This window comes from Leptothoe sp. PORK10 BA2 (genome assembly GCF_034932105.1).
In the GTDB taxonomy this organism is placed as follows: domain Bacteria; phylum Cyanobacteriota; class Cyanobacteriia; order Phormidesmidales; family Phormidesmidaceae; genus Leptothoe.
In genome coordinates this window covers 1-13,849 of sequence record NZ_JAYGIG010000041.1, presented here as the reverse complement: position 1 = coordinate 13,849, position 13,849 = coordinate 1, and the positions used below count along the sequence as shown (strand labels likewise).

Here is a 13,849-nt window from a genome sequence, read left to right as displayed (position 1 = left end):
TAAATGATTGGCTATCTAAAAGGTGCGCTGGCCGATATGCAACGGCTGACCAATGGTCGGATCGTCGTCACCATCGATGTGCAGGGGGTGGGTTACGAACTTCAAATCACCGCTCGGGCCATGGGCAACCTGCCCCCCATGGGTGAGTCGGTGCAAATTTTTACCCATCTCCAAAATCGAGATGACCAGCCCGTGCTGTTCGGCTTTAACTCACGGGCAGAGCGGGATGTCTTTCGTCTCGCCATTAGTGTTAGCGGCATCGGCCCCCAAATGGGGATGGCCCTGCTGGACAGCCTGAACCTCAATGACCTGGTCCAGGCCGTCGTATCTGGCAATGCCCGCATCTTGTCCCAAACCCCAGGGGTGGGCAAAAAAACTGCCGAACGCATTATCCTAGAACTCAAAACCAAGCTGGCCGAGTGGCGGCAGCAGGCGGGGCTAATTACCGCCCCCGACTCCGGTCCGGCCTCCATCGTGCAAGAAGATGTGGAAATGACTTTGCTAGCCCTGGGGTACTCCAACGGTGAAATCACCAAAGCCCTGCAGGCCGTCGGCCAAAGTAAAGCCCTCAGTAAAACTGCCGATACCGAAGACTGGATTCGCGAAGCCATCACTTGGCTCAGCCAATAATCCTGGCCAATCACCTGGTTCAGTCAACCACGATGGTTCAGATTCCGCATCAAAGGTTGTAACGAAAATAAAAGGCCCGTAACGATACCTGATAGGTTTATTGAGCACGCTTTTGTATCAAATTACACTATTCAGTAGGATGCATTTGCTGGGAATCCTACTGAATAGTCGACCAGACGCAGTCTCAATCAGACCCAGTCTCAAGCAGACGCAGTCTTAACCAGACCCAGTTACAATCTCAACCGTCATTCCATACAGGGGTTTATGAAACAGGTTATTGCAGTTATTCGGTCCACCCACCTCGATCAAGTCAAAGATGCCCTGGTAAATGTCGGTATTGTGGGCATGACTGTATCTAATGCCCGTGGTTTTGGTCGGCAGAAAGGTCAAAGCCAAAAATATCGCGGCCAGACCTACAAAGTAGACTTTTTGGAAAAGATCCGTCTAGAAGTTGCTGTTGCCGATAACCAGGTGGATCTAGTGGTCCAGACCATCACTGACGCTGCCCGCACCGGCGAAATTGGCGATGGCAAAATCTTTATCTTGCCCGTTGAAGCCGCCTATCGCATTCGCACCGGTGAGCGCGATGATGTGGCCCTATCCTCGAATGTTGAGGATTAGGATTCATTAGGATTTAACCCATCCCCACATGTTTCAATGCGGCCAGGGCCGCCTGCTTCTCCGCATCCTGTTTACGGCGGCCTTTGCCCCGGCCATAGCATGACCCCTTCACCCACACTTCGGCGGTGAACTGCTTGGCATGGTCAGGGCCGTTAGCGGCAATGATGGTGTACGTGGGGACTTCTCCTAGCTGCTCCAGGGACCAAATTTGGAAACGGCTTTTGTAGTTAATTTGAATGGCCGTTTCGCTGACAATGTCAGCCACACTGTCAAACATGGGGAGCACGTAGGCCCTTAGGGTGTCTACATCCTGACCACTGTCTAGGAAGTAGGCACCGATTAGGGCTTCGAAGGTACTGCACAGGACACGTTTGCTATTGCGGCTGTCACTGTTTTCGGCCCCGCGACTGAGGCGGAGGTATTTTTGTAGCTGCAACTGGCTGGCAAAGTGGCTTAGCTGGTTTTCATCCACCAGGGCGGCTCGCAATGGGGTTAATTCCCCTTCTGGCCGATCGGGGTAACGCTGATAGAGGTATTCACCACTGAGAAAGGTGAGGATGGCATCGCCCAAAAATTCTAGCCGTTCATTGTCCTCGCACTCATGTTCCTTGGCATAGGACTTGTGGGTGATGGCCAATTGCCACAGATGTGGATCGTTAAAGGTGGGGAGGTGAAACGTGCTCATGCTCCCACCATAACGTGACGGGTCATGATCTGAACTGGAAAGGGCTGGGTGGTGTACCCCCCATTCTGGATCGCCCCTCGGCTATGCTGAAGGCGATTCACCGATTTGCAAACTGGGTCTGCGGTACTAGGTGGCTCGCAATAAGCGCCGGTTTTGGCTGAACCGTAGTTTGGGTAGGTTGTCCAGCACCTTCTATTCAGCTAGTGCATCCACAAGCTCAGTTTTCTTGAACTTGGCATATCCTTTCAACCCTTGCTTCCTAGCCATTTTCTTCAAGTCTGCAGTAGTGAAAGTTTCAAGTAATGACCGATCAGTGATGACTTCAGGCAAAGGCTCTGGCTCAAGGTAGAAGATTTTATTTAGCTCTTTGAGCGTGTTCTTACTAAGTTTGCAGCCCAACTTAGTGATCGGATCTAACGTCTTCCAGTACTTCCTTGGAGCACTCTCAATTCGTGAGCTAGCAGTCGCAACACTGACCCCTTTGAGAAGAGTCCCAGGCTGTTTAATGAGGTAGTCTAAGGCCGTTGAAATTTGCTTGCGAGAAGCTTTAGATAGGTTAATTCGTGGTATTACATCATGGGCTAGTACAGTCGAAACTGTTGCTGTATCAGCAGAGTCATCAACCAAGATGCACCATGCTTTTTCCAGGCCAGCCTCGGCAACAGCCTCATAGACAAAGGCATTAGCTACAACCTCATATTGGTCTATGCCCGTTTCTTTAACCAGAATCGGGAGCTAATTGCGTTGACTGGAGCGCAGCAAACTACTAGCTTCTTGAATTAAAAACTCATGCGCTTCTGTTAGTGGATCAGGCTCAATTTCATCGAATGGTAGGCAGACAAGATTGCCAATGTCACTTAACCCCATAAGAAATACTCCCTTGCAAAATTTCTGTACTGTTCAAATGCAACTTTGAAGCAAAAGGCGGCAGGCACATGTAGAAAGTCAGCCTTGGCAACATGCGCCATATATCTAATTTTTGCTATTTCCTCGTTCCGACGGCTGCGGGTCCACTTGGGATAAAAGTAGGGCTGCAGATTAAAGCCTTTCTTCTGAGCCGTTTTCAGTACTTGAACGATAGCCTGACGCATGATGTCAGTTTGGCTAGGAGACACATTAGATGGCCAACCATTTAGAAAAATAGGTAACGGCACTGGCCCTGCATCACCGATCCTTCTCCGTTCGGATTGTATCTGGGGAAATAGGTCTGTAATAGCCGTACCTGCATTCTGCAGAGAGTGTAGGTCATCGTGCCGTGCTGGCATTAGGACTACATCTGCGGCATACACGGCTTGCTGAGAAAAGATGCGCCAGTTAGTAGGAGCGTCAATCAAGATGTAATCATATTCATTCTGCTTTACTGGTGCCAAGGCTCTTAGCAGGGCATGGGCTTTGACCTCCTGCCTGAGCTTAACCTCGTCGATCTGAGAAACCATATCTGAGTCTGACAGAATAATGTCAAAGTGAAACTCACGATTACTCCTGGGAGCTTTGTATGTGTATGTTGTGATGCTGTCATGAACATCGGCGTTTTTATCAGTCAGCATTCGCCACATCTGGCCCTGAGACGCAGGCAAATTAAGCGCGTCACCTAAGTCTTGCTGGTTTGGGTTAAAATCGATGATAAGAACACGCTTACCTAAAAGTGTTAGTGCAGCTGCTAAGTTTAGGGTGGTGGTAGTTTTTCCAACGCCACCTTTATTGTTGTAGACGGCTACCGTTAAAGCTCTTGGGGTCGCTTCAATTCGTCTGCGAAAATCTTGGATAACTTTGTTTATCTCTGTGCAATCAAGGCAAGGAGTAACAGGGTATATAACCTTCCCATGTTTACGAAATAGTTGAGCATGTAATGAGTTAGTGATAATACCCCACTGAACTGACTCAGAGTTAGGGGCGAGGAGGTAGCGTTTTAGCTGAGTTAATGTCCTAAGGTAGTCTGGATGCCCCTCTGTGAGGTTGCTGTCATGGCCTTTGACTTCAATATATAGGTAAGGATTCTGACGAGTCTGAATAAAAAAATTGTCTTCACTATTGGCCCTGGCTGCGTGATCGACTGGGCCAGCTCCCGTATTAAACTGGGGAACCATTTCGTCTGCATTAAAGCCTAAAGCTTCGATAAAAGCAGGCGTGAACCTTTGCTCAACGATTGGCTCTGTCGCACCTGTAGGTAATGCTTCAATAACGGCCTGTAAACCCATGCAATAACCTCTGTAATGTGCTGCCCTTTGAGGAAAAACTTATGGTAAAAATTAAAATTGATTTATACATAAGCTATCCCATACAAGCCCAGCCATCACTCACCAGGAAACCGTGACGCAGATCTTCATCGGTAACCTAGAGAACTTAGACTAATGTCTTATACCTCAAATCTTTTGTATAAAGGTAACCTGTATCGGATAATTCCATGGCTCCATGCCACCAGACATAGGGGTTGACGCTATTGCTGGCACTACAAGCGTGTCGCAGAATAGAGCTTAACCATTTCATCAAAAGGTTGATTTAAGTAATAGTCCTAGCCACGAACTATACCAACGACTTAAGCCGGAAAGCATAGCAAGTTGCGCCAAATTGCTGATGCTTACTGCTTTTTTCCCTTGATGAACTACATCCCACCTTCGTTATGGAGACATTAGCCCAGGTGGTGATTTCCCTCCAGCTATTGCGATAGTTTCAATTTCCGTAACCCAGCCAAAGTCTGTCGTATCCCCTCCTATGCTAGGCATATCGTTCACAAGGAAATCTGACAATGGCAAAGCGGCTTTGGTTATTAGGCTTGGGAGCAATGGCCATGGTGGGCTTCACCCATCAGGCTAAAGCAAATTTGCTCTCCCCATCCGCTGATGTAACCTCCGTCACCCAAGAAACTCCTCGGATTGTGCTTCGCCAACAGTTTGCGGACTATCGTCAGGTGATCGAACGCACCCGGTCCATGCTCCATGACCAAAGCAGCCAAACCCTGGCTGACCGCTGGGGCCTCGACATTGTGGATGTTACTTGGGAAGACACCGGTCGCTACGACAACTCCGCCGTCGGCCCTAACATCAGCGACATGACCATTCAGGTACAGCAAAAAGACCCGGATACGGGCGAATACTCCCTGCATTTGATGCCGGTGATTCGCTATCCCAACTTTGCCGATATTACGGGCGATGTGCCCATGGATCAGTTTTATCTCCTCACCGGTAACGAAAAAGGAGATGACCTGGAGAGAGTCTCATTAAAGGATGTTCTCGGCGACCTGCGCAGCTATCTCAGCGAGCCCGACTCCTGGTCTGGAACGCAAAAGTCGTTGTTGGCTGACCGCGATAGCCATGTGCTAGTTAGCGCCCAGGCCGCATTTTTGCCCATCCCCCAAGGTGAGGGTGCCATCTTTAACCCCGTTCTCTTCAACTACCAGTCCTATCCTGGGGACCCTGCCGTTCTCACCCTGCTAGTTACCCGCGAAGGCACTAGCGCCACTATCATTGACAACCAGCGGGACGGGTTTGATGCTGGTCACACCTGGGGGCAACGCCTGTTCTTTAACCAAAATGGTGAACGCACTAGCTTGACCGGTCAGCGGCTGAGTGATTTTCAAGTGGAATCTAGTGAGGGCGATGTCCCCTCTGTGGGCGAGCTCCCTGTTGACTCCGCAGCAGAAGCCGCTGGACTCAATATGGTGATGCTGATTCAGGTACCCCTGAAGCAAAAGCAGCCTTTCTTACCTCAAGCTCCCATAGCGCCGGCTGCTGCCTTGATGGAAGCGGAGCCGGGATTCAGTATGCAGCAACGTAGCGATGTGGAAGCTGCTGTGATTGGCCATGGTGAAGTGGAAGGCCCCTTTACAGAAATTGCTGATTTGGCGATTGAGCGGGATCCTGATTTTCCCATCCGGGTCACTGTGCAGTTTTACAAAGCCACCAGCAACGGTGTGGTTTCGGCGGATGACATGCGGGAAATCCATGAACAAATTCAGCAAGTCTATGACGATGCTGACTATGTTGGCAGCTTGGTGCTAGACGGTCGTCAAGGTCGTCCCACTGACTATGACGGTGACCACACCCAGCCCGATGACTGGTGGGAGCGATTCTGGGAGCATTCTCGCGAGCGGCTGGACATGAGTGAGGAAGAGGCCAGCGAACTATGGCAAAGGCTGAGGAGGTAGTAGGTTGTGTTCGGTCAACCCGACCATATCTTTATGGACGCTCTTCGTTTTCCTTTTGTAAGCTAGAGATATTAGACCTTGTCCAAGTCCAGAACGGTTGTTTTTTCCTAGAAAAAGCTACTGTGTCCTACTTGGACTGGGTGTAGCCCTTCACCCGGTTGAGTTATGTCTGCGATCGCACCATCCCAGAAAGTTCAAAATCGCCAAACCACCAGCTACCTGCTGTGGCTAGGATTTTTGTTTGGCATCGGCGGACTACACCGACTATACAACGGCAAAATTGGCTCGGGATTGCTGTGGTTCTTTACTTGGGGGTTATTTGGGTTTGGCCAGTTCATCGATCTGTTGTTAATTCCCGACATGGCTGAAAACCGCCATCGACAGCTCTTTGGCGATCGGCCATCTAACTTTGATCTGCAGCCGGTGGTGGCGGCGGAAGTTAGCCAAGATACTCTAATGGTCCAGCTGCTGCGCCTAGCCAAACTCCACGGCGGACAAATTACGGTCACCCAAGCGGTGATGGAAACGGGTCAGTCGTTTGAGACCATCGAAAATGAACTGAAATCGATGGTCAAGTCTGGCTATGCAGATGTTTCCAATCGTCCTGATTCGGGCGTGGTGATCTATGAGTTTCCGGAGCTGATGTAGGGCCCCATTCATAGGGCCCTATGAATCAGGTATACCTTGACTAGAAAATCAGGTTTCTGATCAAGTCTTTGGCCTGGGTCACCACTTCCGCACCAAGGATAAAGATTGCTGCAACTACGCCAGTAGCTATGGTACACATGGTCAGTCCGGCGATGCTAATGGCACCGTCGTCATCTAAGAGGCCAAAGCCAATGATGAAGATACCCATGGCGGGCATTGTGTTGGTGCCGGGAATCGGGATCATCATGAAGACCGACATGAGTGCGATCGCAAGTCCCAACACCAGCCGTCCCACCGGACTCGTACAAACCATCGACAGTCTGGGTTTCGACACCGCTTCAATTCTTCGTAACCAGGGCAAGCCCTTACTAATAACCCCAACCACCTTTGTGCGGTCAAACCCTTTATCCAACCAGCCCTCTGGCAGCCAGGGTTGGACCCTCCCAGCAATCAGCTGCATCGCCAGCAAGAACATCACAATGCCAAAGGGAATGGAATAACCCGGTGCGGGTAACGGCAATGCCGACGGCAAAGACAGCAGAACAAACAAAAAACCAAAGATGCGCTCACCCCCCAGGGTGAGCAGCTCTTTTAAGGTGACATTGCTACCCGGCGTGGCCACTTCAGCGGCCGCTAATTCGTGGGGAGTGGGGTTGAGAGTGGGAGCATTCAAAAAATAGTGTTGAAGTTCAGTGGATAGTTTCGCCATAAATCAGTCAGTGTAGAAGTTACTTGTAGAAGTTACTTATATATTCGCCCAAGATCTCTGGGGTCTGGAGAGGAACGGTAGTTCGAAGGATTGACCGCAAAATGACAGGTCGAGTTCCGTTGCCAGCTTAGCTGCATTTGTGGATGCCCTACCAGACCGTCTGGGGTTATTCGGTTTGGCGGACCTGGTGACAAAATTGCTGGGCGGCCTGGATGGCTTGCGATCGCAGATCCACCAAGGGCTTTGCAAACGGCGGCTGCCAGGCCGATAACCCCCACAGATCTGAGGTCACCAGTACTTGACCATCACAGTGCGGCCCAGCCCCAATCCCAATGGAGGGAATGCCCAATACCTGGCTAATGGATTTCGCCACATCCGCCGGCATATGTTCTAACACAATAGCGAACGCCCCGGCCCGTTCTAAAGCCTGAGCCTCCTGCAAAATTCGCTCGGCTTCCTCGGCGGTTTTTCCCTGCTTACGAAACCCCCCAAACTGATGCACCGACTGGGGTGTCAGGCCCACATGCCCCATGACCGGAATACCCACCTGGGTCAAACGAGCCACCGTAGCCACCATCGCTGGTTGACCACCCTCCAATTTCACCGCTTGAGCTCCCGTTTGCTTCATCACCTTGCCCGCATTGGCCAGGGCCTGTTCAGGACTCACCTGATAGGTCAAAAAGGGTAAATCCACCACCATCAAAGCCTCAGTCAACCCACGGCGTACCGCCTTGGCATGGTGCATGATCTCATCTAATGTCAGGGGGATGGTGGTGTCATACCCCAAGACAGGCATGGCTAACGAATCACCCACCAAGGCAATATCCACCCCCGCTGCATCCACCAACTGGGCCGAAAGATAATCCCAAGCCGTGAGCGCCGCAATGGATCGCCTTTCCTGCTTCCACTGGATAATCTGAGAAACCGTAACGGCCATAGCTGTTTACACCGTAGTCACTTTTTACCTAGAGGTGGCCCAACCACCCCTTACTCCATTAGGCCACACCTACACTGTTTTGCGGCTAGGCCATCTATGGGGTTATGCCGTCAATCACCTCACTCCCATCGTTGGCCAAAGCCCGCTGGCTCCCAAAGGCTGTGTGGACATTCGCCCGACCCGTGGTCAAACTCACCCAGGCTAAGCCTTCCGTCGTCCCAACCCAGAGTTTATCACTCACATCTGTCTCCAAAGAGAGGATTTGATCCGACGGTAAATTAGGCACTCGACTCACAATCGCCCCATTGTAAGGATTAAGCTTAAACAGCCCATTCTCCGTCCCCACCCACAGACTTTGGGTTTCGGAAAAGGCAATATCAATCACACTTTTACCGCGCATTGTGGTCACGGAGCGGAGTAACGCCCCCGTCTCTGGATCAAATACAAATAATCCCTGGGAGGTGCCCACCCACAGCTCCCCCTGGGGGCCAATGGCCATGGTCTGCACCGAGCTCCCCGGTATATCCGATACCTGATTTAAAATAAATGCCGTGGCCGTATTCACCTGGACTAATCCCGTTAAGGTCCCTACCCAGAGCTGTCCAGCCTGATCCACCGCTAAGGCATTGGCACTGATGCCCGGCAGCTCTTGCAATGTGGTCATCAATAGCCCCCGGTCAGGACTCACCAACGCCAAACCCTGATCGGTGCCCACCCACAAAAAACCACGCCCATCAATCACCATATCCAACACCCGGTTGGATGGCAGGCGAAAATTTTGCGCCGTAATCTGGTCGATGCGAGGATCCACCCGCACCAGACCGTCATAGGTACCCAGCCAAATCCGACCCACCCGATCCTGGGCCATGGCATCAATAAACCGGTTCGGCACATTGACCCGAGACTGAACCACTCCCGTCGCCGGATTAATCCGGGCCAACCCCTGGTGGGACCCCACCCAAAGACTCCCGGTATAGTCTGACTGCAATGCCCCCACCTGAAAGTCAGTGGCCAGGGGACTGCTCTGGGAAGGCCGCTCCGACGGCAAAGGCTCAACCCGGGGTGGTGGATCAGTATATAGAGGACTCCTGTCTGATTCTTGAGCGCCCGCCGGCAAAACGACACTTCCCAACAGGGTGGCACCCACGGCCAGGCGAATTAATTGTTTGGCAGAAATCACAGCAACGTCTCCAGATAGTCTACGAGCATGGTCTACGAGTTTATTTCTCCTGCGACATGGGCCAACAGGTAGCTTGATGCCTTTGATAGCGTGCCCATGCACCTGTGTCAATCTAAATCAACTACTGTCCCCCTGTCATTCATCAGTAAATATAAAAACTCTATTAAAAGAGAAAAGACTTTCTCAACCCCCATGGGATAGTAATTTCGCACCAAAGGTGCTTACCCGAGTCTGGCTAATCAGCAAATCCCTACGTGCTGTATAACCAGGCTCATCTTTCGAAAACTTAATGCTATTCCACGTAGATTCATAAACAAAGGTTATGAATCTATACAGAACTTCCAAAATTCAACTTATCAGATCGCTGATAGTATTCTTAAAGCATTAGGCAGTCGCTAACTGCCTAGGAAATAAGGAGAACAGTCAATTTGGCTGTCTGGCAGTTTTTGCTGCTCGATACCATTTTTTGAACTTGGCCACCTAGGAAGGTACTAGGCATTCGTTGGCCTTCCCTTCCTAGGTGTTGCAACCGTTCTAAGCCATCTAGTTTGATTCACAGGAAGGGAGATATGTCTTACTCTCAGACGTCGACGCAGTCGAAGGCTGGTTACAAAGCTGGTGTACAAGATTACAAGCTGACCTATTACACACCGGATTACACGCCAAAAGATACAGATATTTTGGCCGCCTTCCGGATGACCCCCCAACCCGGGGTTCCCCCAGAAGAGTGCGCAGCAGCCGTTGCCGCAGAATCTTCTACCGGTACATGGACCACTGTATGGACCGACCTCTTAACCGATATGGATCGGTACAAGGGTCGTTGCTATGACATTGAGCCCGTTCCCGGCGAAGACAATCAGTACATTTGCTACGTTGCTTATCCCCTTGACCTATTTGAAGAGGGTTCTGTAACCAACCTTCTGACCTCTCTGGTTGGTAACGTGTTCGGTTTCAAGGCCCTGCGCGCCCTACGTCTAGAGGACCTTCGCATTCCCGTTGCTTACCTCAAGACATTCCAAGGTCCTCCCCACGGTATTCAGGTTGAGCGCGATAAGCTTAACAAGTATGGCCGTCCCATGTTGGGTTGTACCATTAAGCCTAAGCTCGGTCTGTCCGCCAAGAACTATGGCCGTGCGGTTTATGAGTGCCTACGTGGTGGTCTTGACTTCACTAAGGATGACGAGAACATCAACTCTCAGCCTTTCCAGCGCTGGCGCGATCGCTTCTTGTTTGTAGCGGATGCCATCACTAAGGCCCAGGCCGAAACTGGCGAAATCAAAGGTCACTACCTCAACGTGACTGCCGCCACCTGCGAAGAGATGATCAAGCGGGCCGAGTACGCTAAAGAACTCAACCAGCCCATCGTCATGCATGACTTCTTGACCGCTGGTTTCACCGCTAACACCACCCTTTCCCACTGGTGTCGCGACAATGGCGTTCTGCTGCACATTCACCGTGCAATGCACGCTGTAATTGACCGTCAGAAGAATCACGGTATCCACTTCCGGGTGCTGGCTAAGTGCTTGCGCATGTCTGGTGGTGACCACATTCACACCGGTACTGTTGTAGGTAAGCTCGAGGGTGACCGCGCCGGTACCCTTGGTTTCGTAGACCTACTGCGTGAGAACTACATTGAGCAAGACAAGTCTCGGGGTATTTACTTCACTCAAGACTGGGCAGCTATGGGCGGCGTAATGGCCGTAGCTTCCGGTGGTATCCACGTATGGCACATGCCTGCGCTGGTTGAAATCTTTGGTGACGACTCCGTGCTTCAGTTTGGTGGTGGTACTCTGGGTCACCCCTGGGGTAATGCACCTGGTGCAACTGCTAACCGCGTTGCCCTTGAAGCTTGTGTTCAAGCTCGTAACGAAGGTCGTAACTTGTCCCGTGAAGGTGGCGACATCATTCGCGAAGCTTGCAAGTGGTCTCCTGAGCTGGCTGCAGCTTGTGAGCTTTGGAAGGAAATCAAGTTCGAATTTGAGACCATGGACACTATCTAATGGCAATAGCTGGAGCAGCAGGATTTTTGCTGTGGTCAATACCCTTGGTCATGTCATTGAAAATGCTGCTTTGGTTACTGCATCAGCTGTTTGAACCTGCTTTAATGCACAAAATGCATTGGGCTGACCTATGGACCTGAAGCGAATTGCAAAGGATACGGCTAAGACGCTGACAAGCTATCTAACCTATCAGGCGGTTCGAGTAGTTCTGGGGCAGTTGCGCGAGACAAATTTGCCTCGTTCTCACTGGTTCAACGAGTTTGCCGCCCGAGAGAAGTTGCAGGATGGCGAAGCGTTTCTTGCTTCCCTAATGCAGGAACAGGCTGATTTGGCCCTACGGGTCATGACTGTTCGTCAGCACCTAGCGGAAGAGATCACTGAGTTTCTTCCAGAAATGGTCATCACGGGCATTCAACAGGCAAATATCGAACATCGCAAGCAGCATTTGGAACGCATTACCCAAATGAGTTCTGAAGAGTTGCAAAGCAAAGCTGATGCAAGCGATGGAGAATCCTTGTCCTAGTAATTGAAGATCTTGGGCTGTTTAACAGCCGTTGTAAACCGATACCGACGAGTAGATTATGAAAACTCTGCCTAAAGAGCGTCGTTACGAAACGCTATCCTATCTTCCCCCCCTATCTGATGCTCAAATCGAGCGCCAGATCCATTACGTGCTCGAGCAAGGCTACTTCCCTGCTGTTGAGTTCAACGAAACTTCTGATCCTGAAGTTTATTACTGGACCATGTGGAAGCTTCCCATGTTCGATGCTAAGAGCACCCGTGCAGTTCTGGACGAAGTCCAGGCTTGCCGATCTGAGTACCCCGACTGCTACATCCGTGTAGTTGGTTTCGATAACGTGAAGCAGTGTCAGATTCTGAGCTTCATCGTTCACAAGCCCGGTTCTGGTGGTGGCTACCGCTACTAAAACTTGACGCTGCTAGCTCAATTCTGAGCTGATGCTTTTATGTAAGGAGCTGAGTTTCAGCTCCTTATTTTTGTATTAGGATGTGTTTGCTACCAAGCATCCCATTGCTGAAAACGCTCGTTCCTGTATGTTGAAAACGGTCAAAATTAAAAACTTTCGCGGCTTTCGACAATTTGAACTGCATGATCTTGGCAGAATCAACTTATTAGTCGGTGCTAATAATAGTGGAAAAACATCTGCTTTAGAGGCTATTCAGTTGCTTTGCGCACGCGATAATCTTAAACCTCTTGCCGACATGATTGATCGTAGAGGTGAATATTTATGGAATGAACGGACTAGTGAAAAAGAATTAGATATTCGTCATCTTTTTCATAATCATAAAATTGGGATAGAGGATAAAGATAAAATTGAAGTCTTAGGTGAATCTAGAGGTATTGATAAATCTGAAAAGCTTACTATTATTTCAGACCTTCGTATGAAGAGACGCCGGGAGGCTTCTGACAACCGACTGGAAATAGATCCTAGAGGTACTGATGATGATTTAGACGACTTTAAGAGCCTGCAGATGATTCTTGACTGGTCATCTGGACAAGAGCAAACAGGTGGTTGTGCCTTAAATTTGTCTGATCAAGGTGGGCTATCTATAAATTCTATAAATTCTATATCTATAAGAGCGAGAATGGGGGCTTTCAATATCTTGGGCTCCATGGAGACTACAGAAAAGAGTGAGTTTACAACTCAATTTGTGACCTCTTCAGGTTTAACGGTTCCAAAGGTAATTGAATTGTTTGAGCGCGTTGTTTTAACTCCTGAAGAGGAAACTGTATATCAAGCTCTTCGGGCGGTTGAACCAAAGATTGAGCGCATTGCTTCAGTTGGCTCTGTTTCCTACAATCCCTTAGAAGAGTCACGACAAGGCTTTGTAGTTCGTGCTAATAATAGTCGGATGCCTATTGGGAGTATGGGGGATGGTGTATGGCGAATGCTAGGACTGACATTGGCAGCTGTAGAGGCCTCTAATGGATTTTTGTTCGTTGATGAAATTGATACTGGTCTTCATTTCAGTGCAATGAATAAAATGTGGGAGTTGATTTGGGAAGTGTCCAAGCGACTGGATGTTCAAATTTTTGCAACAACCCACAGTAGTGATTGTTGGGAAAGCTTAGCGGATGTTGCGAGTCGGTATGACACTACTGATGATGGAATAACGATTCAACGAATTGAGCGGAATCAACCCATGGGCAGGGCGAACGCATACGTTTCTTTACAATTTGGGTGAAGTGCTAGAAGCCTTTACTTGAGCCAATACCTTAAGCAGATATCGGTCATCCCAGCCTGCTTTCATGCGCTTGGCGTGGGTGCCACATTT

14 protein-coding genes are annotated in these 13,849 nt (G+C 50.0%); 8 read left to right on the top strand and 6 right to left on the bottom strand.

All coding sequences use genetic code 11. The features are described 5' to 3' along the window. The first annotated feature begins 3 nt into the window (after positions 1-3). Both ruvA and VB741_RS11155 read left to right on the top strand, forming a co-directional pair. Positions 4-630 (top strand): Holliday junction branch migration protein RuvA, encoded by a 627-nt coding sequence (gene ruvA / locus VB741_RS11160; protein ID WP_323365253.1) that lies wholly within the window; start codon positions 4-6, stop codon positions 628-630. A 264-nt stretch (positions 631-894) separates the two neighbouring features. Beyond that, positions 895-1,251 (top strand): P-II family nitrogen regulator, encoded by a 357-nt coding sequence (locus VB741_RS11155; RefSeq protein WP_323365252.1) that lies wholly within the window; start codon positions 895-897, stop codon positions 1,249-1,251. 13 nt (positions 1,252-1,264) lie between these two features. Here VB741_RS11155 and rnc read toward each other — a convergent pair whose 3' ends face one another. From rnc to VB741_RS11140, 3 genes are all read right to left on the bottom strand, one after another. Continuing rightward, entirely contained in the window at positions 1,265-1,936 is a 672-nt protein-coding gene (gene rnc, locus VB741_RS11150; protein WP_323365251.1) for a ribonuclease III, read from the bottom strand. Positions 1,937-2,128: 192 nt separating this feature from the next. Then, positions 2,129-2,563: a Rho termination factor N-terminal domain-containing protein gene (locus tag VB741_RS11145; protein ID WP_323365250.1), complete on the bottom strand. Its 435-nt coding sequence runs from the start codon at positions 2,561-2,563 to the stop codon at positions 2,129-2,131. Between the two features lie 230 nt (positions 2,564-2,793). Continuing rightward, a complete protein-coding gene (locus VB741_RS11140) occupies positions 2,794-4,134 on the bottom strand; it encodes an AAA family ATPase (protein ID WP_323365249.1) in 1,341 nt (446 codons plus the stop codon). A gap of 548 nt (positions 4,135-4,682) precedes the next feature. Between VB741_RS11140 and VB741_RS11135 the strand changes: the two genes are divergently transcribed. Next, entirely contained in the window at positions 4,683-6,080 is a 1,398-nt protein-coding gene (locus VB741_RS11135) for a hypothetical protein (RefSeq protein WP_323365248.1), read from the top strand. A gap of 165 nt (positions 6,081-6,245) precedes the next feature. After that, positions 6,246-6,728 (top strand): TM2 domain-containing protein, encoded by a 483-nt coding sequence (locus tag VB741_RS11130; RefSeq protein ID WP_323365247.1) that lies wholly within the window; start codon positions 6,246-6,248, stop codon positions 6,726-6,728. 40 nt (positions 6,729-6,768) lie between these two features. Here VB741_RS11130 and VB741_RS11125 read toward each other — a convergent pair whose 3' ends face one another. From VB741_RS11125 to VB741_RS11115, 3 genes are all read right to left on the bottom strand, one after another. After that, entirely contained in the window at positions 6,769-7,437 is a 669-nt protein-coding gene (locus VB741_RS11125; protein WP_323365246.1) for an exopolysaccharide biosynthesis protein, read from the bottom strand. Positions 7,438-7,603: 166 nt separating this feature from the next. Then, on the bottom strand, positions 7,604-8,374 hold the full coding sequence (panB, locus tag VB741_RS11120; RefSeq protein WP_323365245.1) for a 3-methyl-2-oxobutanoate hydroxymethyltransferase: 771 nt from the start codon (positions 8,372-8,374) through the stop codon (positions 7,604-7,606). 94 nt (positions 8,375-8,468) lie between these two features. Continuing rightward, a complete protein-coding gene (locus VB741_RS11115; protein ID WP_323365244.1) occupies positions 8,469-9,554 on the bottom strand; it encodes a ligand-binding sensor domain-containing protein in 1,086 nt (361 codons plus the stop codon). A 569-nt stretch (positions 9,555-10,123) separates the two neighbouring features. On the opposite strand from VB741_RS11115, the gene VB741_RS11110 reads away from it, so the two are divergent. From VB741_RS11110 to VB741_RS11095, 4 genes are all read left to right on the top strand, one after another. Further along, the gene (locus VB741_RS11110; RefSeq protein ID WP_323365243.1) at positions 10,124-11,554 is read left to right on the top strand and encodes a form I ribulose bisphosphate carboxylase large subunit; all 1,431 of its coding nucleotides are present in this window, start codon (positions 10,124-10,126) and stop codon (positions 11,552-11,554) included. Between the two features lie 130 nt (positions 11,555-11,684). Beyond that, entirely contained in the window at positions 11,685-12,077 is a 393-nt protein-coding gene (rcbX, locus tag VB741_RS11105; protein ID WP_323365242.1) for a RuBisCO chaperone RbcX, read from the top strand. A gap of 58 nt (positions 12,078-12,135) precedes the next feature. After that, the gene (locus tag VB741_RS11100) at positions 12,136-12,480 is read left to right on the top strand and encodes a ribulose bisphosphate carboxylase small subunit (RefSeq protein ID WP_323365241.1); all 345 of its coding nucleotides are present in this window, start codon (positions 12,136-12,138) and stop codon (positions 12,478-12,480) included. An 82-nt stretch (positions 12,481-12,562) separates the two neighbouring features. After that, the gene (locus VB741_RS11095) at positions 12,563-13,759 is read left to right on the top strand and encodes an AAA family ATPase (RefSeq protein WP_323365240.1); all 1,197 of its coding nucleotides are present in this window, start codon (positions 12,563-12,565) and stop codon (positions 13,757-13,759) included. The last annotated feature ends 90 nt before the right edge of the window (positions 13,760-13,849 follow it).

What these genes read in the sequence shown, in the direction of transcription:
- ruvA (WP_323365253.1), top strand. Translation starts at nt 4, where the DNA reads ATGATTGGCTATCTAAAAGGTGCGCTGGCCGATATGCAACGGCTGACC.
- VB741_RS11155 (WP_323365252.1), top strand. Translation starts at nt 895, where the DNA reads ATGAAACAGGTTATTGCAGTTATTCGGTCCACCCACCTCGATCAAGTC.
- rnc (WP_323365251.1), bottom strand. Translation starts at nt 1,936, where the DNA reads ATGAGCACGTTTCACCTCCCCACCTTTAACGATCCACATCTGTGGCAA.
- VB741_RS11140 (WP_323365249.1), bottom strand. Translation starts at nt 4,134, where the DNA reads ATGGGTTTACAGGCCGTTATTGAAGCATTACCTACAGGTGCGACAGAG.
- VB741_RS11135 (WP_323365248.1), top strand. Translation starts at nt 4,683, where the DNA reads ATGGCAAAGCGGCTTTGGTTATTAGGCTTGGGAGCAATGGCCATGGTG.
- VB741_RS11130 (WP_323365247.1), top strand. Translation starts at nt 6,246, where the DNA reads ATGTCTGCGATCGCACCATCCCAGAAAGTTCAAAATCGCCAAACCACC.
- VB741_RS11125 (WP_323365246.1), bottom strand. Translation starts at nt 7,437, where the DNA reads ATGGCGAAACTATCCACTGAACTTCAACACTATTTTTTGAATGCTCCC.
- panB (WP_323365245.1), bottom strand. Translation starts at nt 8,374, where the DNA reads ATGGCCGTTACGGTTTCTCAGATTATCCAGTGGAAGCAGGAAAGGCGA.
- VB741_RS11110 (WP_323365243.1), top strand. Translation starts at nt 10,124, where the DNA reads ATGTCTTACTCTCAGACGTCGACGCAGTCGAAGGCTGGTTACAAAGCT.
- rcbX (WP_323365242.1), top strand. Translation starts at nt 11,685, where the DNA reads ATGGACCTGAAGCGAATTGCAAAGGATACGGCTAAGACGCTGACAAGC.
- VB741_RS11100 (WP_323365241.1), top strand. Translation starts at nt 12,136, where the DNA reads ATGAAAACTCTGCCTAAAGAGCGTCGTTACGAAACGCTATCCTATCTT.